This window comes from Pseudomonas sp. KB_12 (genome assembly GCF_052114545.1).
GTDB classification, from domain to species: domain Bacteria; phylum Pseudomonadota; class Gammaproteobacteria; order Pseudomonadales; family Pseudomonadaceae; genus Aquipseudomonas; species Aquipseudomonas brassicacearum.
This window is the reverse complement of the sequence record NZ_JBFREY010000034.1, coordinates 1-21374: the sequence shown is the minus strand read 5'-3', so window position 1 is coordinate 21374 and position 21374 is coordinate 1. Positions and strand designations below refer to the sequence as shown.

Here is a 21374-nt window from a genome sequence, read left to right as displayed (position 1 = left end):
ACGGCCCCAAAAAAGCCTGCGAGCGCTTCGCACTCGAGCGGGAGCAAGCTCCCTCGCCACAAAAGCCAAGGCAAGCCACAAAGCCAAGGCAAGGCAAGGCAAGGCACAAAACTTAGGTCAGCCAAAAAGCCAAGGCTGCCACAGTGGTTGGGGTAAGTCCCATCAGGCCGCGCAAACCAAAAGGATTTTTGCAACAACTAAGGATGGTTCGTGATGAAAGTCGATAACAAAAAACAGCCCGGACAGACGGGCCGCGTGTTCCTGCTCAAGACCCTCAACCGCGCTGTGCTCTGCGCCCTGGCGACCTTGGGCACGGCCCAGGCGGCGCCTTATGTCGAGAGCGGCAGGGCGGGCAATCCGGACAGCTGGCGCAGCAGCGAATTCAACGCCGAATGGGGGCTGGGGGCAATCAACGCGCAGCAGGCCTACGCCGCCGGGTATACCGGCAAGGGCGTCAAGCTGGGGATCTTCGACCAGCCGGTCTACGCGGCGCACCCGGAGTTCTCCGGTACCGGCAAAGTCGTGACCCTGGTCACCAGCGGCATCCGTGAGTACACCGACCCCTACATTCCGGTGAAGGCCGGTGATGCGTTCCGCTACGACGGTTCACCCACCGTCGGTTCCGATGGCAAGCTGGGTTCCCACGGCACCCATGTCGGCGGGATCGCTGCCGGCAGTCGCGATGGCAGCCCGATGCACGGCGTGGCGTACGATGCGCAGATCATCAGCGCCGACAACGGCGATCCGGGCCCAGAAGACGGCATCATCCTGGGCAACGATGGCGCGGTGTACAAGGCGGGTTGGGATGCGTTGATCGCCAGCGGCGCACGCATCATCAACAACAGCTGGGGCATTGGCATCACCGATCGCTTCGACCAGGGCGGCCGCGATCCGGCGTTCCCGCACTTCACCGTGCAGGACGCGCAACTGCAATTCGACCAGATCCAGCCGCTGCTGGGCACCAAGCCCGGCGGCGCCTACGAGGGCGCCATCGCCGCGGCCCGCAGCGGGATCGTGACGATCTTCGCCGCTGGCAACGACTACAACCTCAATAACCCCGATGCCATCGCGGGCCTGGCGTATTTTGTGCCGGACATCGCGCCGAACTGGCTCACCGTGGCGGCGCTGCAAGTCAATCCGGACACCGCCAGCGCCGATCCGTACACCATCAGTACCTTCTCGTCGCGCTGCGGCTACACCGCCAGTTTCTGCGTGTCGGCACCGGGCACCCGGGTCTACAGCGCCGTGATCGGCGGCACCAGTGCCGACGACCTGACTGTCGGCTACGCCAACAAGAGCGGCACCTCCATGGCCGCGCCCCATGTCGCCGGCAGCGTGGCGGTGTTGATGGAGCGTTTCCCGTACATGACCGGCGCCCAGGTCGCCAGCGTGCTGCGCACCACCGCCACCGACATGGGCGCGCCGGGCGTCGATGCGTTGTATGGCTGGGGCATGATCAACCTGGGCAAGGCCATCGACGGTCCATCGATGCTGGTGACCGAGCAGGACATCCCCGAGGAATTCCGCATCGAGGGTGCTTATGGCTCCGGTCAGTTCGTGGCGGACCTGCCCGGCATTGGCGCGATCATCGATGCCGGCAAATCCACGGAGCGGGTGTGCAGCGGCATCCAATGTGGCCTGGACGTTTGGCGCAACGACATCGCCGGCCACGGCGGGCTGACCAAGGAGGGCATCGGCACCCTGGTGCTTACCGGCGCAAACACCTACAGCGGGCCAACCCTGGTCAATCAAGGACGACTGGCAATCAATGGCTCGCTGGCGTCGGCCGTTACGATCAACGACGGCGGCATCCTCGGCGGCAACGGGCGCATCGCCAGCCTCACCGCCAACCGCGGCGGCAGTGTGGCGCCAGGTAACTCCATCGGCACGTTGCAAGTGGCCGGTGATGTGACGTTCCAGCCCGGTTCGAACTACGCGGTGGAAGTCTCGCCCACCTCCAGTGACCAGATCGTGGCCGACGGCAAGGCGTCCATTGACGGGGCGACGGTGTCGTTGTCCCTGGAAAACAGCCCGACGCTGCTGACGGCCAGCGAAGTGAAAAGCCTGCTGGGCAGGCAGTTCAACATCCTCCAGGCCGCCGATGGTATTGACGGGCGCTTCGCTGAAGTGTTGCCCAACTATGCGTTTCTGGGGGGCGACCTGGCGTACAGCGCCAGTGGCATTCAACTGGCGGTCGAGCGTAACGACGCGTCATTTGCCAGCCTCGGCCTGACGCCTAACCAGCGCTCCGTCGCCTCGGCCGCCGAACAACTGGGCGCGGGCAACGGACTCTACGAAGCCTTGCTGCTTTCGCCCAGCGCCGCCGTGGCGCAACAGGCATTCCAGCAACTGTCTGGTGAAATTCATCCGGCCATCGGCACGCTGCTGATCAACGACAGCCGTCAATTGCGCGACGTCGTGGGTGATCGCCTGCGCCAGGACGCGCTGTACGACGCCGGTACGCCGACCGATGCCAGCAGCAATGCCTGGTTCAAGGTGCTGGGCGCTTGGGGCAAAAACGATGGTGGAGATGATCACGCCGGTACGACCAGCTCCATCGGTGGTTTGCTGGCCGGTGTCGACGGCCTGATCAGCGACCAGACACGACTGGGCTTCGTCACCGGCTACAGCGACAGTTCGTTGAGCATGGGCGACGGCACCCATTCCTCGGCCAAGGCCGACAGCTATCACCTGGGTGTCTATCTGGGGCATGAGATCGACGCGCTGCGCCTGACCGTCGGCGGCGCCCACAGTTGGCATCGCATCGACGTCAAGCGTGACCTGCAATGGGGTGACGTCAGCGGCCGGGAGAAAACCAAGCGCGATGCCCGGACCACCCAGCTCTTCACCGAAGCGGCGTATCGCCTCGACGTGCAACCGGTAGCCCTGGAGCCGTTTGCCAACCTGGCCTATGTGCACCTGGACAGCGACAGCTTCCATGAAAAAGGCGACAACGCAGCCCTGCATGCTGGCGACGATCGTCGCGATGCCGTGCTCTCGACCCTGGGCGTGCGGGCCAGCCACACCTTGGTCCTGTCGGATCAACAGCAACTGCAGCTGTCCGGCTCCCTCGGCTGGCAGCACAACCTGAGCAGCACCACGTCCGAACAGGACCTGGCATTTGCCGGCAGCAGCAACACCTTCGCGGTGCAGAGCGTGTCCATGGACCGCAACGCGGCCGTGATCGGTGCCCGTGCCGGGCTCGCGGTCGCCAAGGATGTGCGGGTCAATCTCGATTACAACGGCTTGCTCGGCGCCCGGGATAAAACCCATGGCGTGGGCCTGACGCTGGATTGGCAGTTCTGACCAAGAGGAGGCGTTGAACAGGCATCTCCGTGGCGAGGGAGCTTGCTCCCGCTTGAGTGCGAAGCGCTCACAAGAGGGGCCTGCTGCGCAGTCCAGCGGGAGCAAGCTCCCTCGCCACCACAGCATTCCAACAACAAAAAGAGAGCAACAACCATGGGTATCTACGACTACAAGAACCTCGGCACTGCCGAATCCAAGGCTCTGGTCAGCGACGCAATGGCGATCATGCTGTATTCCTACCACAACCTCGACAACGGCTTTGCCACCGGTTACCAGCACAACGGCTTCGGTGCCGGGCTGCCGGCGACCCTGGTCACCGCGCTGCTGGGTGGCACCGATTCCCAAGGGGTGATTCCCGGCGTGCCGTGGAACCCCGACTCGGAAAAACTGGCCCTGGAGGCGGTACAGAAGGCCGGCTGGACGCCCATCAGCGCCGCGCAGCTGGGTTACGCCGGCAAGGTGGATGGCCGCGGGACGTTTTTCGGTGAAAAGGCCGGCTACACCACCGCGCAGGTAGAGATCCTCGGCAAGTACGACGCCGAGGGTCACTTGCAGGAAATCGGCGTGTCGTTTCGCGGCACCAGCGGCCCTCGGGAAAACCTGATTGGCGATTCCATCGGTGACGTGATCAACGACCTGATGGCCGCGCTGGGGCCCAAGGACTATGCGAAAAACTACGTCGGCGAAGCCTTTGGCAACCTGCTCGGGGACGTCGCGAAGTTTGCCCAGGCCCATGGCCTGACGGGCAGCGACGTGCTGGTCAGCGGCCACAGCCTGGGCGGGTTGGCGGTCAACAGCCTGGCGGACTTGAGCACCAGCCAATGGTCGGGGTTCTACGCCGATGCCAACTACATCGCCTACGCCTCGCCAACCCAGAGCAGTACCGACAAGGTCTTGAACATCGGTTACGAGAACGATCCGGTGTTCCGCGCCCTGGACGGCTCGACGTTCAACCTCGCGTCGGTGGGTGTGCACGATGGGCAGCAGGAATCGGCCACCAACAACATCGTCAGCTTCAACGACCACTACGCTTCGACGGCATGGAACGTGTTGCCGTTTTCCATTCTCAACATCCCCACCTGGATTTCCCACCTGCCTACCGGCTACGGCGATGGCATGGGCCGGATCATGGGCTCGGTGTTCTACGACCTCACCGAAAAAGACTCCAGCATCGTCGTCGCCAACCTGTCGGACCCCGCGCGCGCCAATACCTGGGTGCAGGACCTCAACCGCAATGCTGAAACCCACACCGGCAGCACGTTCATCATCGGCAGCGATAGCAATGACCTGATCCAGGGCGGACAGGGCAACGACTACCTGGAAGGCCGCGCCGGCAATGACACTTTTCGCGATGGCGGTGGCTACAACGTGATCGTGGGCGGGCAGGGCAGCAACAGCCTGCAACTGCAGCAGTCGGTGAAGGATTTCAGTTTTGCCCATGACGGGGCCGGGACGCTGTATATGCGCGACGCCCATGGCGCGATCAGCATCACTCGCGACATTGGCACGCTGGTCAGTAAGGAGTCCGGATTGTTCTGGGGGCTGCTCAAGGATGAGGTGAGCCACAGCGTCACCGCCAATGGCCTGGAGGCCGGCGCCAACCTGACGGCGTATGCCTCTTCGATCAAGGGCAGCGCGGCCAACGACACGCTGGTAGCGGGAGCAAAGGGGGACTGGCTGTTCGGGCAGGACGGCAACGATGTGCTGGTGGGCGGCGCGGGTAACGACACCTTCGTCGGTGGTGCGGGCAATGACCAGATGCAAGCGGGGGGCGGCAGTGACACCTTCCTCTTCAACGGCACTTTCGGCCAGGACCGGATCAGCGGCTACGACGCGGGGGACAAGCTGGTGTTCCTCGGCGTGCCGGGCGCCGGGGCAGGTCATGACTACAGCCAGTACCTGTCACAAGTGGGCAATGACACGCTGCTCAAGGTCGGCGACAGTTCCGTGACCCTGGTGGGCGTTGGTCTGGGTCAGGTGGGGGGCGAAGGGATCGTGTTCGCCTGATATCGCCATCGCGAGCAGGCTCGCTCCTACAGTGGAACTCGGGTGTATGCAGTATTTGTATTCACCACCGGACTTGTGGGAGCGAGCTTGCTCGCGATTGAGCCGGCACATCCAGCCTAGCTGTGACTGACTCACCGCTATCGCGAGCAAGCTCGCTCCCACAGTGGCCTGCTCGCGATTGGGCCGGCACATCCAGCCGCTCTGTGACTGACTCACCGCTATCGCGAGCAAGCTCGCACACAGTGGATTTGGGGTGTATGCAGTGTTTGTATTCACCACCGAGCCTCTGTGGGAGCGAGCYTGCTCGCGATGGCGGTGCAGCAGGCCAGTCACGGGTTAATCAGTCTTCCTTGCGAATGGTTGCCACATCATCGGCGCGGACCCGGACTTTCCTGCCGGAAATATCCTCGAACTCGTAGAAACCGTCGACGGTGCGAGTGTTGGGGGTATCCTTGGTCAAATACTGGGTACCGTTCTGCAAAGTCACCACGGTTTGCGACGCGCAGCCAGCCAGAGCCAGAAATGCCACGGCGACCATGGGCAGGCCCAGAAACCTGATGTTCATAACCATAACCTCTCAATCAAAAGGACACGGAGCAGCTGATTCGACCGCGCCATCACATTAGCTAACCGCCATTGGTCTCGCTTGCCGTAGGAAAGTTCATCGCTGGCTGAAGGATTTCACCTTAAATATAGGAGACCGTTCATCTTTTGCTGTTGCCTGGCTGGTTTACAGCTGCTATCTGTATGCATAACCAGTACCCGATATCCTTGGCGTTCTTTCTGTGGCAGTCCGTTCCCTCGACGACCCGTTTTACTACCTGAACAACTTCCAGCAAGTGCTCGCTTGGTTGACGCAGCGTTATGCCGATGTGCTCAGCACCGACGAGCAGCGCTTCATCGAGCACTTCGCCGCGCTGCCGCGTGGCGCCCAGGGCTTGCTGGTGCGGATGGTGATGCGCAAGGGGCTACGGTTTCGCCATAGCAAGCTGCATTACCCTGAAATTGGCGACATCGGCGCCGCCGTCGCGCCACTGTTGGCGCTGGGTTGGGTCGAGGAACAGGTCCCCATCGGGCTCGTCGAGCTGTTCGAGGTGCTGCTCAAGCCGGAAATCCTCCTGTGCCTGGGCCACCTGATCGAACACCCCAAGGCGAAAAAGACCGAATGGCTCCAGGCCTTGGACGAACGCCTCAACCAGCCCCAGCCGTTCGGTGCCTGGTGCCCGCAGTTGGACGACCGGCTGTACAGCCTGACGATCATGAGTCTGTGTGACCGGCTGCGGTTGATGTTTTTCGGCAACCTTTACCAGGACTGGTCGGAATTCGTCCTCGCGGACCTGGGCATCTTCACCTACGAAACCGTCGAGTTCAGCGCCGAGTCACGAGGCTTGCGCAGCCGCGAGGACGTCGATGCCTGCCTGTTCCTGCACGACTGCCTGCAGCGCTTCGAAGCTGGCGACCCCCTGGAAGAGATCGTCGCCCAGGTCAACGAACTGTCCCTGGACAATCCGTGGCTGGAGCGGCGCCGGGGCAAGTTGTTGTTCCAGATTGGCCAGCACGGCGAGCGCATCGGCGACTTCGCCTTGGCCTTGGGCATCTATCGCGATTGCACCTACCCGGGCGCGCGGTTGCGGATGATCCGGGTGCTGGAGCGCATCGGCGAATACGCCCTGGCCCTTGAACTGGGCGAGGCGGCGGCCCTCGCACCGCAAAGTGCCGCCGAAACCCAGGCCTTGCTGCGGATCGTGCCCCGCCTGCGGCGCAAGTTGGGCGGCCCGCCAGTGCCACGGGCCATGGCCCGGGAAGTGGAACGCCTGGAGCTGCACCTGCCGCGCGTCGATCCGACCTTGTCCGTGGAGTACCACGTCCAGGCCCACCTGCACGACGACAGCGCGCCAGTGCATTACGTCGAGAACAGCCTGATCAATTCGCTGTTCGGCCTGCTGTGCTGGCCGGCGATCTTCGCGCCATTGCCGGGCGCGTTTTTTCACCCGTTCCAGCGGGGGCCGGTGGACCTGCTCAACGAAGATTTCCATGCCCGTCGCGCCGAGCTGTTTGCGGCCTGCCTGGCAGAGTTGGACGATGGCCGCTATCGGCAGACCATCGGCCGTCGCTACGCCGAAAAGTGGGGCGTGCAGTCGCCTTTCGTATTCTGGGGCGCGCTGTCCGAGCCCTTGCTGGAGCAAGCCCTCGATTGCCTGCCGGCCGCGCATCTCAAGCACTGGTTTGACCGTCTGCTGCTGGACATCAAGGCCAATCGCGCCGGCATGCCGGACCTGATCCAGTTCTGGCCGCAGCACAAGACCTACCGCATGATCGAAGTCAAAGGCCCTGGCGATCGGCTGCAAGACAATCAGCTACGCTGGCTGGAGTTCTGTCATGAACACCAGATGCCCGTTGCCGTTTGTTATGTGCAATGGGCAGAGTCAGCCATCGCGAGCGAGCTCGCTCCCACAGTGGACGAACCACCACAGCCCACCTGTGGCAGTGAACTCGGGGATGAGTCACCACAGATCACCTGTGGGAGCGAGCTTGCTCGCGATGGGGCCGCATGACCCCTGCACCCAGCTACAGCATCGCCGTGCGGGCGATGTGCGAGTTCACCGCCAAGGTGGGTGATCTCGACCTGCGCTTCACGCCCACGCCCACGGCCCTGGAAGGCATCGCCGGCCATCGCACCGTGGCCTCGCGGCGCAGCGAGGGTTATCAGGCTGAAGTGGCCCTCGAAGGTCATTACCAGACACTGACAGTCAAAGGCCGGGCCGATGGCTACGACCCGGCCCGCCAGTGCCTTGAGGAAGTGAAAACCTACCGCGGCGACCTGAGCAAACAACCGGCCAATCATCGCCAACTGCATTGGGCCCAGGCGAAAATCTATGGCTGGCTGATGTGCCAGAAACTGCAGTTGCCGCACATCGACGTGGCCCTGGTGTATTTCGACATCGTCAGCGAAAAGGAAACCTGCATCACCCAACGTTTCGAGTCGACACAGCTGCAAGCCTTCTTCGAAGCGCAATGCGCGTTGTTCCTGGCCTGGGCCGAACAGGAAATGGCCCATCGACAGGCGCGCAATCTCGGCGCGCAATCGCTGGTATTTCCCCATGCGGGTTTCAGGCCGGGGCAACGGCACCTGGCTGAATCGGTGTTCAAGGCCGTCAGTACCGGCCGCTGCCTGATGGCCCAGGCGCCCACAGGCATCGGCAAGACCGTTGGCACGCTGTTTCCGCTGCTCAAGGCCCTGGCGCCGCAGCAACTGGATAAGGTGTACTTCCTCACGGCGAAAACCCCGGGGCGCAAGCTGGCCCTGGATGCGGCGCGCGTGATCACTCACGGCGAGTCGTCAATGCCATTGCGGGTGCTGGAAATGATCGCCCGGGACAAGGCTTGCGAACACCCGGACAAAGCCTGCCATGGCGAATCCTGCCCACTGGCCCGGGGTTTTTACGACCGCTTGCCGGGCGCCCGGGCAGCGGCGAGCCAGGTCACCTTGCTCGACCAGGCGGCGTTGCGCGAGATTGCCCTGGCCCATGAGGTCTGCCCGTATTACCTCAGCCAGGAAATGGCCCGCTGGGCCGACGTGGTGGTGGCCGACTACAACTATTACTTCGACTTCAGCGCATTGCTCTTCGGCCTGGCCCAGGCCAACGGCTGGACTGTCGCGACCTTGGTGGATGAAGCCCATAACCTGGTGGAGCGCGGGCGGCAGATGTACAGCGCGACCCTCGACCAGGCCACGCTGACCAGCGTGCGCAAAACCGCCCCCGAACCGCTGAAGAAATCCCTGGACAGGGTCAATCGCCAGTGGAATGCCTTGCATGCGCCCCAGGTGGCGGCCTATCAGGCCTATGAAAAACTGCCGGAAAAACTGCTCCAGGCCCTGGCCACCTGCACGACGGCTATCGGCGATTACCTCAACGATCATCCCCAGGGCCTGGACAGCGGATTGCAGACGTTCTACTTCGAGGCGTTGCAGTTTGGCCGGGTGGCGGAAACCTTCGACGAGCACTTTTTGTTCGACATCCACAAGCGCGAACTTGGCCGCCAGCGCAGCCTGTCTACGCTGTGCCTGCGCAACGTGGTGCCGGCCGCGTTCCTGCGGCCCAGGCTGACCGCCGCGCGCAGCACCGTGCTGTTCTCGGCGACCTTGAGCCCTCGGCATTACTACGCAGACTTGTTGGGGACGCCGGGCGACACGGTATGGATCGACGTGGAATCGCCGTTCAAGGCCGAACAACTGGACGTGCAGGTTGTCAGCCGCATTTCCACCCGTTTTGCCCATCGCCAGGCGTCCCTGGAGCCCATTGCCGCGTTGATGGCCCGCCAGTTCAACGAGCGCCCAGGCAACTACCTGGCTTTTTTCAGCAGCTTCGATTACTTGCAGCAAGTGGCTGGACTGTTTGCCGAGCGGTACCCGCAAATTGCGCTCTGGACGCAATCGCGCGGCATGGGCGAAGCCCCCCGGCAGGCGTTTCTCGAGCGGTTCATGGAGCACAGCCAGGGCATTGGCTTTGCGGTGCTGGGTGGCGCGTTCGGCGAGGGCATCGATTTGCCGGGTTCACGCCTGATCGGCGCGTTCATCGCCACCTTGGGGCTGGCGCAGTTCAACCCGGTCAATGAGCAGATAAAACAGCGCATGGCCGCGATCTTCGGCGATGGCTACGACTACACGTACCTGTATCCCGGCCTGCAAAAAGTCGTGCAGGCGGCCGGTCGCGTGATCCGCACCCAGCAGGATCGCGGGGTGGTGATGCTGATCGATGACCGGTTTGGCGAGGCCCGGGTGCAGCACTTATTGCCGCAGTGGTGGTCTGTCACTCAGGAAGCACACCCCGCCACCTGTGGGAGCGAGCTTGCTCGCGATAGCGGCCTGCCAGTGACATGAAGGCTGGCTGAAACACCACCATCGCCAGCAAGCTCGCTCCCACAGGGGAATCCATCAGGGCTGGGGTTTGTGAATAGCCTGGGAATAATTTTTCCTGGCACCAGACTTGTTCCATACTCCGAAAAAAGTCCACACGGATGCCCCGGCCAGATGCTTGAGAACGCCCCCAAGACCCCACTCATGAACGAGGAACAGCGCTTTCGCCTGCTCATCGACGCTGTGGTCGACTACGCCATCTACATGACCGACCCCTCGGGCATCATCACCAGCTGGAACTCTGGCGCCAGGCGCTTCAAGGGCTACGAGGAATCCGAGATCCTGGGCCAGCATTTCTCCCGTTTCTACACCGATCAGGACCGCGCTGCCGGCCTGCCGCAACGGGCGCTGGACACGGCCGTGCATGAGGGGCGCTTTGAAGGCGAGGGCTGGCGGGTGCGCAAGGACGGCACGCTGTTCTGGTCCCATGTGGTGATCGATCCGATCATCGACAGCCAGAGCGGCACCTTGCTTGGTTTCGCCAAGATCACCCGCGACCTGACCGATCGCAAGATGGCCGAGGAAACCCTCAAGCAAAGCGAGCAGCAGTTCCGCCTGCTGGTGCAAAGCGTCACCGATTACGCCATCTACATGCTCGACCCGCAAGGCCAGGTCACCAACTGGAACCTGGGGGCGCAGCGGATCAAGGGTTATCTTCCGGCCGAGGCTATCGGCCGGCATTTCTCGATGTTCTACACCCCCGAGGATCGCGATGCCGGCGAACCACAGCGCGCGTTGAGCATCGCCGCCAGCGAAGGGCGCTTCGAGAAGAAAGGTTGGCGCATGCGCAAGGATGGCACGCGCTTCATGGCCCACGTGGTCATCGATGCGATCCGCAGCGACACCGGCATGCTGTTGGGCTTTGCCAAGATCACCCGCGACATTACCGATGCCACCCAGGCCCAGCAGGCCCTCGAGCAGGCCCGCGAGGCGCTGTTCCAATCCCAGAAACTGCAAGCCATCGGCCAGCTCACCGGCGGCATCGCCCATGATTTCAACAACCTGTTGACGGTCATCCTTGGCAACCTGGAGATCGTGCGCAAGCGCATGCCCAACGAGCCGAAACTCACTCAATTGCTGGACAACGCGACCCAGGGCGCGCTGCGCGGGGTTTCGCTGACCCAGCGCATGCTGGCGTTTGCCCGTCGGCAAAAACTGACCTACGAGTCGGTCGAGCTGTCGGCTTTGGTGCAGGGTATCAGCGGCCTGCTGCAAAGCTCCCTGGGCCCGTCGATACACATCCAGACCCGTTTCGCCGAGGCGCTGTCGCCGGTGCTGGCCGATGTCAACCAACTGGAACTGGCGATTCTCAACCTGGCGACCAACGCCCGGGACGCCATGCCCCATGGCGGCCAGCTCATGATTACCGCCGATGAGCGGCAAGGGTGTGATGCGGCCCCGGACAAGCCGATGGTCCCTGGGCGCTACATTTGCCTGGCGATTACCGATGAAGGCGAGGGCATGGATGAAGCCACGCTGGCCTCGGCCGTGGACCCGTTCTTCACCACCAAGGGTGTCGGCAAGGGCACGGGCCTGGGGTTGTCCATGGTGCATGGCCTGGCGGAGCAGCTGGGGGGACGCCTGACGCTCAGGAGCCAGAAAGGTGTCGGTACCACCGCGCAGTTGTGGCTACCGGTGGCGAACAACCCGGCACCGGGCAAAGCGTCGATCCAGGAAGCAACGCAGCCAGTCGATGAGCTGAAAGTGCTGGTGGTCGATGATGACAGCCTGGTGCTGACCAGCACGCGCCTGTTGATCGAGGACCTCGGGCACCGGGTCCTTTGCGCGCCATCGGGCGCCCAGGCACTGGAGCTGTATGAGCGCAACCCAGACATCGACTTGGTAATCACCGACATGGCCATGCCGCAGATGGACGGTGCGCAGTTGGCGAAGCTGTTGCGCGACCGCCAACCGAACCTGCCCATCATCCTGGCCACCGGTTATGCCGAACGCCTGGAAGGCTTCGCCACGCAATTGCCTCGGTTGATCAAGCCGTTCAAGCAGATTGACCTGGTGCAGATCATTGGGCAGACGATGAAATAGTCAGCAATGCAACGTCCGCCTCCTGTGGCAAGGGAGCTGTGTAGGAGCTGTCGAGGGCAACGAGGCTGCGATCTTTCCCCAGACACTTGAGTCCCAAGCGAAAGATCAAAAGATCGCAGCCTTCGGCAACTCCTACAGCACAAGAGCCGGGGCTTATTCGGTATTTTTCTTGAACCCACGCAAATTCATCGCACACAGGCAAAACTGCAACACGATCAATGCATACGCGTGGGTATGAAGCCCCCAGATCACCCACAGAATATTGCTGGCAATAAAACAACTGAATCCCGCCACCCGGCGTCGCGGTTGGCGGGAGCCGATCAACCAGGCGGCCAGCACCGTGACGAGCATCGCTGGCCATTGCACCCATCCAAGATAATCCACACAAGCGTCCTCTTGCCCTTACGAACTAGAGACCCTGGCGGTTGGGGAGCGTTTCCTCGGACGTTGGATGCACCTGCGGTCCATTGGCTTGAACTTGCCGTTTGCCGGGTTCTTCTAATGAGTCCGAATCATCACCGAGGCTCAGCCTGCGCAATGCCCAGAATACTCACCGGGCCAACCCCGGAAGAAGAACTGACGGAACACAACGCCAAACTGTTCGGTTCACCCAAGGAACGACTGGATTTCTATCGCCGGGAGATCCAGTACGAAACCAGCATCCTGGCCAACCGAACCGATGCTTACCTGGCCGCCCAATCTTTCCTGGTGATCGCCTTTGCCTCGTGCATGGCCAACCTGAACCCGGAGTGGGGCAAGTTGTTCACGCTGATCGTGCCGCCATTCCTGGCCTTGCTGGGGTTCCTGAGCTCGCTCAATGCCTGGCCGGGCATCAAGGCGGCCTACGAAATCATCGATCATTGGCATTTCAAACAGAGCGAGTTATTGCGCGCCGAACCCTTGATGGGCCTGGCCTACGACGAATCACCGCTGTTCAGCGAGCGGGAGTCGACGCACAAAGGCTACCGCAAGTCGCTGCTGTTCTCGGTGCGTACGCCATGGATCTTCGCCACCTTCTGGGTATTGCTGGGGGTGTATTCGGTCTATATCCAGATGGGCGATCCTGGCGGTTGAGCCACACTCGCCTCAGCCCGTATGCTTGCGGCGCTCATACCATGCCAGGGTCGGTTGGGTCGTGACGCCATGGGCCAGAATGCTCAACGCCACCACCGACAGGGTGAGGTTGATGCAAAGTTGCGCCACCTCCGGCTGCAGGTCATGGTTCAAGGCGAAAAACAGATAAAACAGGCTGCCGATCCCGCGGATGCCAAACCAGCCGATCAGCAGCCGTTGCGGTCCGTCGAGCAGTCGCCCCCAGGGTAACGCCAGCACACTCAACGGGCGGATGACGGCAAACAGCAGGGCACCGATCGCCAAGGCCCGCCAGTCCCAGTGGTTGGCCAGCACGACCCCAAGCAGGGTGACCAGGAACACTTCCATCGATCGCTCCACCAGGCTGCCGAATGCGAGCATGTCGCTCATCATGACCCCTGCGGCCAATTGACCATCGTCCAGCGACTCGGTGTCACCGAGGACAGCCTGCTGGGGATCGACGGTTTCGTGGCCCACCACCGGTTGCACCAGGTGTTCTGCCGGCGGCGCCGCTTCGTCGGTGGACTTGACCTCGGCCTGGCGCAGCCCCAGGCCGGCGGCGAACACTGAGAGAAAGCCGTAGCCCTGGATCCACTCGGCCACGACGTAGGCCAGGGCAATCAGCGCCAGGGCCAGGTAGTCATTGGGCGACAGCGTGCTGTCGGCATTCTTGATGCGCATCGACAAGGTCAGCTTGCCAATGCCGCGGCCCATCCAGTAGCCGACCAGCAAACCGGCCGGCACCGCCCAGAGGACGTTACGCAACAACCATTCACCGAGAAAACCGCTGCCGTCGTCGCGCAGCATCAACAGGCCGAGGATCACAAAAGGAAACGCCGTCCCGTCGTTCAGTCCCGCTTCGCCCGACAGGCCGAAACGTACCCGGTCGTCATCCCGCGCATCGTTGACCTGCACCAGCGCCGCCAGCACCGGATCGGTAGGTGCCAGCATCGCGCCGATCAGCATCGACACGCCCCAACTGAGGCCGAACAGATAATGCAATGCCAGGCACAGGCCGGCGATGCACAGGATCATCACCGGCCCGGCCAGCCCAAAGGCGACACGCCAGGTACGGTTCTTGAGGGGCAAACGCAACTTGAGGCCGCTGACGAACAACGAAAACACCACCGCGACCTCCGTGAGGTGCTCCATCCAGACCGACGAGTCGCTGATGTCCAGCTTCAGCACGTCCAATCCCATCGGCCCGATGACGACGCCCAGCACCAGGCACATCGCCGAGGTGGTGACCGGCATCCAGCGCAGATAGGAGGAGGTCAAGGCCAGGGTCAGCAACACCGCACCAAGCACCGCTACCCATACTGTGAAAGTCATCGTTGCTCCTTGGATAACCGGGTGCCGACTAACCCCGTGGCGAGGGAGCTTGCTCCCGCTCGAGTGCGAAGCGCTCGCGGCATTGGGGCCGCTTCGCGACCCAGCGGGAGCAAGCTCCCTCGCCACAACAGCGTTTTTGTCACATTCAACAGCTGGGCGGTTCTCAATATTCGAGGGCTGGAACGAAACGAGGGTTCCCCTCGTGAACGGACAACCCGTTTATCCGCCTGCCTTTCAACCCAACGGAATTTTTCGCCGTTGCCAGCGCTCTGCAACAGAAGAGACGTTCTGATTCAGCGTCCGCCGAGAACCCAAGAGGCCCTTATGACTGCGCTGACACCCCTTCAATCCCGGCCGGCAACCGTCCAGGCTGTCACCCATAACGGACACGTGCGCCAATGCTATGAACAACTGTTCCAGGGCCCCGACGACGCTGACAAGCAAGCCGTCGCCCAAGCGTTCCTCCAGGAATGCATCGCAAAGGCCGCGGCGCTTCCCCAGGAGATGCCCGATGACCCCATGGCGCTGCCGGCCTGGGTCGAGCAGCACAGCGCCGGAGTGGCCCGGCAATACGCTGACTACCTGGAGCGGCGCAAAAAGGGCGGCGCGCGGGAGTTCTTCAGCGGCAAGGCCCACGCCCTGTACTTCCTGCAGGCGGTGGCGCCGACCAAACGGGTGGACGGCGCCTGGCTGTATGGCGTGGTCAAGCACTGGCACGATCACCGTTTCGAAGGGTTGCTATGCACCTACCTGGAAGAGCTGGGGGACGGTCATCCCGCGCAAAACCACGTGGTGCTCTATCGCAAATTGCTCGCCGAACACGACCTGTCGGATGCCCCGGACATCGACGACGACCTTTATCTGCAAGGCGCCGTGCAACTGGCCTTGGGTTACGCCGGCGACGAATACCTGCCAGAGGTCATCGGCTACAACCTGGGCTATGAGCAATTGCCCCTGCATCTGTTGATCAGCGCCTATGAGCTGAGCGAGCTGGACATCGATCCGTACTATTTCACCCTCCACGTCACCATCGACAATGCCAGTACCGGCCACGCCCACAAGGCCGTGCAAGCGCTGCTGCAATTGATGCCGATGGAAGCCGACCGTGAGGCCTTCTGGCAGCGGGTCACGTTGGGCTATCGCCTCAATGACCTGGGGCAGGGCAGCCGGGCCATCATCGGCACCTTCGACCTGGATCGCGAAGTGCTGGACATGCTCGAACGCAAGCGACCGTTCGGCCAGCACATGCATTCCGATTACTGCAAGTTCGAAGGCAAGACCGTCAACCAGTGGCTCTCAGCGCCGGGCCAGTTGGAAGGATTCCTGGCGGCCATGCAGAACAAAGGCTGGATCAAGCGCCATGAAGACCCGCAAAACAGCCGTTTCTGGACGCTGATCGACGGCGCAGGGGCGGCCATGTTCGGGGTGTTCAGCCCCTACGAAAAACAGCTGCTGCACGACTGGATTGCCGGTGACTGGCTGGACGAGGGCACGAAGTCCGGCGTCCGGCGTGCCCCGGTTGCGGCGTGCGCGCCCGCGACGCCGATGGATGATCCCGATGTGCAAAGTCTGCAACAGGCACTGCAAGGCCGGGCGCCCAACGAACAGATGCAGGTTCTGATGCCGTGGCTCTGTGCTCGGCGTCATAGCCATCCGGCGGGGCTGTTGGCGACTCGCCGCTTCATCGAACTCAAATCCGCACTTCGCTAGGGAGCCCTGCATGAATGAGGAAGAACGCCTGTCCGAGACGGACCTTGCGCTGTTGCAACTGGGCCGGCGCCTGCAAGCCGACGGCTACCGTTTCATTACCCCGACGCCGTTGACCCACGAGCGGGTCAACCAGCGGCCCGGCAATGAACGCGCCAAGACCTTGCGGGACGTGTTCGGCTGGTCGCGGCCGTTTGCGCCGGGACTGATCAGCGCCGATGAACAGCGGCAACTGCAAGAAGCCCAAGTGCTGGAAGAGCGCGACGGCCTGCTGCGCAGCCGGGTGCGCTGGTCGAGCCTGGATGGCTTGCTGTTCGCTCATTCGCAGTTTCCCACGCAGACCACCGATGCGGTGTTTTTCGGCCCTGACAGCTACCGCTTCGCCCAACTGATCCATACTCATCTGCAACAGAACTTCACGGCGGTGCATCGCGCCGTGGACATCGGTTGTGGCGCCGGCGTCGGTGCGATCGTGATTGCCCGCGCCCGGCGTGAAGCGCAAGTGCTGGCGGTGGACATCAACCCACAAGCCTTGCGCCTGAGCGCTGTGAACGCTGCGCTGGCCGAGGTGGGCAATGTCGAGGTCGCTCGCAGCGACGTGCTGCAGGACGTGCCAGGCAACTTCGACCTGATCGTCGCCAACCCGCCGTACATGGCTGATCCATCCGAACGCGCCTATCGCCATGGCGGCGGCGCACTGGGCGCCGGGCTGTCGTTGCGCATCGTCGAACAGGCTTTGCCCCGTCTCACACCGGGCGGCTCGCTGGTGCTCTACACCGGCGTAGCGATGGTGGATGGGCGCGACCCGTTCCTGGAGGCGCTGGGCCAATGGCGTGACTCGGCGGATTTCGGCTGGACCTACAAGGAATTGGACCCGGACGTGTTTGGTGAGGAATTGCTGACGCCGGGTTATCAGGACGTGGAAAGGATCGCCGTGGTGGCGTTGGTTGTAACCCGCATTGGCGCAGGTATCGGCGGGGTTATCGGAGGGATTATCGATGAACAGGCGCATGAAATTCGGCATTGAAGAGGAGTACTTCATCACCGATCTGCAAACCCGTTGCATGCCGGGTGAGCCACCCGCAGAGGCTGTCGCTGCGTGCCAGGCCGAGCTGGGCAAGCATTTCGCGCATGAAATGTTCCTGTGCCAGGTCGAGATGGCATCGCCCATCTTTCGCAGCCTGCCAGAGGCTGCCGACTACCTGAGCCAGGTGCGTACGGGCTTGAACCAGCGGCTGGCACCGTATGGCCTGGGTCTGCTCAGCGCCGGTTCACACCCGATGACGACCCAAGTGCTGCAGCCGACCGACGAGCTGCATTTCCAGCAACTGTTCGATGATTACCAGAGGGTGGCGCGGCGCAGCGTGCTGTCGGGCCTGCATGTCCATGTGGAAGTTCCGGCCACCCAGGATCGGGTGCGGGTCATGAATGAGATCCTGCCCTGGTTGCCGATGTTCCTGGCCTTGAGCGCTTCATCGCCGTTCTGGAACGGTGGCTACAGTGGCTTCAGCAGCTATCGACAAGTGGCCTGCGATGAATGGCCGCGCATGGGCGTGCCGGAGTATTTCGAAGACGAGTCGACGTTCGCCAGCTACGTCGACATGCTCATGCGCACCGGGTCCATTCGCCAGCCCAGCGATTGCTGGTGGGTGATACGGCCGTCCTCACGTTATCCCACGCTGGAACTGCGCATTTGTGATGCCTGTCCGCGGGTCGACGACGTCCTCTGTCTGGTCTCGCTGTTTCGCCTGATGGTGGCCCATGCCGTGGCGCAGCGCCAGCCTGGTGCCCACTACAGCCAGATGTCCCAGTGGGTCCTCAAGGAAAACCGCTGGCGGGCCAAGCGTCACGGGATTCTTGCGGAGTTTATCGTCGAGGGGCAGGAGCAGCCGATGCTGATCGGTGAATGGTTGACCCTGGCCGAGCAAACCTTCGGTGAGACCGCAGCAGAGCTGGGTGTCCAGGACGTATTCAAGCAGGTGCGCCGCATGGTGCAGGAAGGCACCAGCGCCGACCGGCAAATCGTCCTCTTTGAACAGGGGCTGCTGCTGGGCGATTCCGTCGAACAGGCCTTGAGCCGCGTGGTCGATCAATTGCTCGCGGAAACCGCCGGGCTGCCGGTCGCCGATCCGGCGTTGCTACAGGTGGCAGGTGGGCCATGAGTAGCAAGACCCTGGATGACTACAACCGCATGCGTGACTTCGCCGCCACCCCGGAGCCGGCGGCGAAGCGCTCGCGCAAATCGGCGAAGACTGCCCATGCCTTGCAGTTCTGCATTCAAAAACACGACGCCTCGCGGCTGCATTACGATTTTCGGCTGGAGCTGGACGGCGCACTCAAGAGCTGGGCGGTGCCCAAAGGCCCCTCCCTGGACCCGAAAGCCAAGCGCCTGGCGGTGCATGTCGAAGACCATCCGCTGGATTACGCCACGTTCGAAGGCAACATTCCCGAGGGCCATTATGGCGCCGGTGACGTTATCGTCTGGGACCGGGGCGTCTGGATTCCCCAGGATGATCCCCATGAGGCCTATGAAAAAGGCCGGCTCAAGTTCGAGCTGCAAGGCGAAAAACTCAGCGGCCTGTGGAACCTGGTGCGCACCCACATGCCCGGCAAGCAGGAGCAGTGGTTCCTGATCAAGCATCAGGACCAGGCCGCCCGGCCTGAGAGCGAATATGACGTGGTCCAGGCCGAACCGGACAGCGTGCTCAGCGATCGCACCCTCGTGCCCAAGCGTCGCGGCAAGGCCGCCGCAGCCAAAGCGGTGAAACAACCGGAAAAAGCCGTCCAGCCGAAATCGCCGAAACGCCCCTCGAAAACCACCCTCAGTGGCGTGGTCGCCGGGCCGTTGCCGGAAACCCTCAAGCCGGAACTGGCAACGCTGGTGGAAATCGCGCCCGACGGCGAATGGCTCTATGAGATCAAGTTCGACGGTTACCGGGTCATGGCACGCATCGAAAACGGCGACGTAAGGCTGCTGACTCGCAACGGCCATGATTGGACCCACAAATTGCCTAGGCAGGCCGAAGCCTTGGCTGCACTGGGCTTGGAATCGGCCTGGCTCGACGGCGAGATGGTGGTTGCCAACGACCAGGGCGTGCCGGACTTCCAGGCCTTGCAAAATGCCTTCGAGGCCGGCAGCAGCGGCAAGATCGCCTATTACCTGTTCGACATGCCTTACCTCAACGGCATGGATTTGCGCAAAGTGCCGGTGCAAGAACGCCGGGCGGCATTGGCTGCAGTGCTGGAGCCCAATGAAAGCCCCTTGCTGCGGTTTTCCGATGCTTTCGAGCAAACCCCCGAAGCGCTGCTCGACAGCGCCTGCCAGATGCAGATGGAAGGGTTGATCGGCAAGCGCATCGGCAGTGCCTATGTGTCCAGGCGCAGCAATGACTGGATCAAGCTCAAGTGCAAGAATCGCCAGGAGTTCGTGGTGGTGGGCTTCAGCGATCCCAAGGGCGCTCGCAGCGCCTTCGGTGCCTTGCTGCTGGGGCTGCATGATGCCGACAGCGGCCAGTTACGCTACGCCGGCAAGGTCGGCACCGGATTCAACGAAACCACCCTTAAAAGCATCTACCAGCAACTGCTGCCCTTGGAGACGAAAAAGGCCGCCGTGGTGAATCCGCCCACCGGTTACGAAGCCAAGGGCGTGCACTGGCTCGAACCGACGCTGTTGGCCGAAGTGGCCTTTGCCGAAATGACCAAGGACGGCTCGGTGCGCCATGCGGTCTTCCATGGCTTGCGCAACGACAAGCCGGCCAAGGACATCACCCAGGAGCTGGCCAAGCCCGTGAAAAAAAACGCTGCGGCAAAAAAAACCAAAGCCAAGGATGAGCCTGGCGCGACACCGGCCAAAACCAAGAGCAAGGCCAAGGCACCGGCCTTGGACGGCAAGGTCCGCATCACCCATCCGGAGCGGGTCATTGACGCCAGCAGCGGCACCACCAAGCTGCAACTGGCCGAGTACTACGCCAGCGTGGCCGAATTCATCCTGCCGGAACTGGCGGATCGCCCGGTGGCCTTGGTCAGGGCGCCGGATGGCATCGCCGGGGAACTGTTCTTCCAGAAGAACGCCGAGCGCCTGGCGATTCCCGGCATTACCAGTCTGGACAAGGCGCTGACCGGGCAGCCGGTGATGATCATCAACAACGCCGAGGCGCTGATCGGCGCGGTGCAGATGAGCACGGTGGAGCTGCACACCTGGAATGCCACCTCCGTCGACCTGGACAAGCCTGACCGCTTCGTCCTCGACCTTGACCCGGATCCGGCGCTGCCCTGGAAAAGCATGGTCGAGGCGACGCAGCTCACCTTATCGGTACTCGATGAGCTGGGGCTCAAGGCATTTCTCAAGACCAGCGGTGGCAAGGGCATCCATGTGGTGGTGCCGCTGACGCGCAAGCTGGGTTGGGATGAGGTCAAGGGGTTCAGCCATGCGATTGTCAGTCACATGGCCAAGCTGCTGCCGGACCGTTTTTCGGCGGTGTCGGGGCCGAAGAACCGTGTGGGGCGGATTTTTATCGATTACCTGCGCAATGGGTTAGGCGCTACCACCATTTGTGCCTACGCGGCTCGGACCCGGGAAGGGTTGCCGGTTTCGGTGCCTATTTTTCGTGAGGAGGTGGCTGAGCTCAAGGGGGCGAATTTGTGGAATGTGCATAACGTTCATGAGCGTTTGGCGCAAGTGGGGCATGAGCCTTGGGCTGGGCTTAAGCGAACTCGGCAGAGTATTACGGCTGAGATGCGGAGGCGTATTGGTATGAGGAAGACTTGAGGTGTTTTGGGGGGGTGAATATCCATTGCTGCGGTCACGGCGGCTTATGGTTCCGCCCTTACGGCGGGTCACTTTTGGAAGAGCGCCAAAAGTAACCAAAAGCGCTTTGCCCCACCACTCGGCACCTCGCCTAGGCTCGGTGTGCCCTCACTCCGGCATTGCTCCGTGGGCCGCCGCGAAGGGCCATCCATGGCCCACCCA

General features: G+C 62.4%; 13 protein-coding genes. 10 read left to right on the top strand and 3 right to left on the bottom strand.

Annotation, left to right across the window (positions count from 1 at the left end):
* Window positions 1-213 precede the first annotated feature (213 nt).
* Together AB4Z20_RS22910 and AB4Z20_RS22905 are read left to right on the top strand one after the other, a co-directional pair.
* Window positions 214-3306, top strand: coding sequence for an autotransporter domain-containing protein (locus AB4Z20_RS22910; RefSeq protein ID WP_442090655.1), 3093 nt, complete (start codon window positions 214-216; stop codon window positions 3304-3306).
* Window positions 3307-3459: 153 nt separating this feature from the next.
* A complete protein-coding gene (locus AB4Z20_RS22905; protein WP_442090654.1) occupies window positions 3460-5313 on the top strand; it encodes a polyurethane esterase in 1854 nt (617 codons plus the stop codon).
* A 340-nt stretch (window positions 5314-5653) separates the two neighbouring features.
* Here AB4Z20_RS22905 and AB4Z20_RS22900 read toward each other — a convergent pair whose 3' ends face one another.
* Window positions 5654-5878: a YgdI/YgdR family lipoprotein gene (locus AB4Z20_RS22900; RefSeq protein WP_258691183.1), complete on the bottom strand. Its 225-nt coding sequence runs from the start codon at window positions 5876-5878 to the stop codon at window positions 5654-5656.
* 220 nt (window positions 5879-6098) lie between these two features.
* Between AB4Z20_RS22900 and AB4Z20_RS22895 the strand changes: the two genes are divergently transcribed.
* The 3 genes from AB4Z20_RS22895 to AB4Z20_RS22885 all read left to right on the top strand — a co-directional run bounded on the left by AB4Z20_RS22895 (window position 6099) and on the right by AB4Z20_RS22885 (window position 12274).
* Window positions 6099-7868, top strand: coding sequence for a VRR-NUC domain-containing protein (locus AB4Z20_RS22895; protein WP_442090653.1), 1770 nt, complete (start codon window positions 6099-6101; stop codon window positions 7866-7868).
* Window positions 7865-10195, top strand: coding sequence for an ATP-dependent DNA helicase (locus tag AB4Z20_RS22890; protein WP_442090652.1), 2331 nt, complete (start codon window positions 7865-7867; stop codon window positions 10193-10195). The genes AB4Z20_RS22895 and AB4Z20_RS22890 overlap by 4 nt, the downstream gene beginning before the upstream one ends.
* 150 nt (window positions 10196-10345) lie before the next feature.
* Window positions 10346-12274: a hybrid sensor histidine kinase/response regulator gene (locus AB4Z20_RS22885; protein ID WP_253474716.1), complete on the top strand. Its 1929-nt coding sequence runs from the start codon at window positions 10346-10348 to the stop codon at window positions 12272-12274.
* A 153-nt stretch (window positions 12275-12427) separates the two neighbouring features.
* On the opposite strand, the gene AB4Z20_RS22880 is transcribed toward AB4Z20_RS22885, so the two are convergent.
* Entirely contained in the window at window positions 12428-12658 is a 231-nt protein-coding gene (locus AB4Z20_RS22880; RefSeq protein ID WP_003201793.1) for a hypothetical protein, read from the bottom strand.
* 153 nt (window positions 12659-12811) lie between these two features.
* Between AB4Z20_RS22880 and AB4Z20_RS22875 the strand changes: the two genes are divergently transcribed.
* The gene (locus AB4Z20_RS22875; protein WP_003201795.1) at window positions 12812-13348 is read left to right on the top strand and encodes a hypothetical protein; all 537 of its coding nucleotides are present in this window, start codon (window positions 12812-12814) and stop codon (window positions 13346-13348) included.
* Window positions 13349-13360: 12 nt separating this feature from the next.
* Here AB4Z20_RS22875 and AB4Z20_RS22870 read toward each other — a convergent pair whose 3' ends face one another.
* The gene (locus AB4Z20_RS22870; protein WP_253474722.1) at window positions 13361-14698 is read right to left on the bottom strand and encodes a cation:proton antiporter; all 1338 of its coding nucleotides are present in this window, start codon (window positions 14696-14698) and stop codon (window positions 13361-13363) included.
* A gap of 324 nt (window positions 14699-15022) precedes the next feature.
* Here AB4Z20_RS22870 and AB4Z20_RS22865 point away from each other — a divergent pair, with 324 nt between their 5' ends.
* The 4 genes from AB4Z20_RS22865 to ligD are packed head-to-tail and all read left to right on the top strand — an operon-like array spanning window position 15023 to window position 21173.
* Window positions 15023-16408 carry an iron-containing redox enzyme family protein gene (locus AB4Z20_RS22865; RefSeq protein WP_258691188.1) on the top strand — a complete coding sequence of 462 codons (1386 nt, stop codon included), beginning with the start codon at window positions 15023-15025 and terminating at the stop codon, window positions 16406-16408.
* 10 nt (window positions 16409-16418) lie between these two features.
* Window positions 16419-17432 carry a class I SAM-dependent methyltransferase gene (locus AB4Z20_RS22860; RefSeq protein WP_258691189.1) on the top strand — a complete coding sequence of 338 codons (1014 nt, stop codon included), beginning with the start codon at window positions 16419-16421 and terminating at the stop codon, window positions 17430-17432.
* A complete protein-coding gene (locus AB4Z20_RS22855) occupies window positions 17404-18567 on the top strand; it encodes a carboxylate-amine ligase (RefSeq protein WP_442090651.1) in 1164 nt (387 codons plus the stop codon). The genes AB4Z20_RS22860 and AB4Z20_RS22855 overlap by 29 nt, the downstream gene beginning before the upstream one ends.
* Window positions 18564-21173 carry a DNA ligase D gene (gene ligD, locus AB4Z20_RS22850; protein WP_442090650.1) on the top strand — a complete coding sequence of 870 codons (2610 nt, stop codon included), beginning with the start codon at window positions 18564-18566 and terminating at the stop codon, window positions 21171-21173. Before AB4Z20_RS22855 ends, ligD begins: the two co-directional genes overlap by 4 nt.
* Window positions 21174-21374 lie beyond the last annotated feature (201 nt).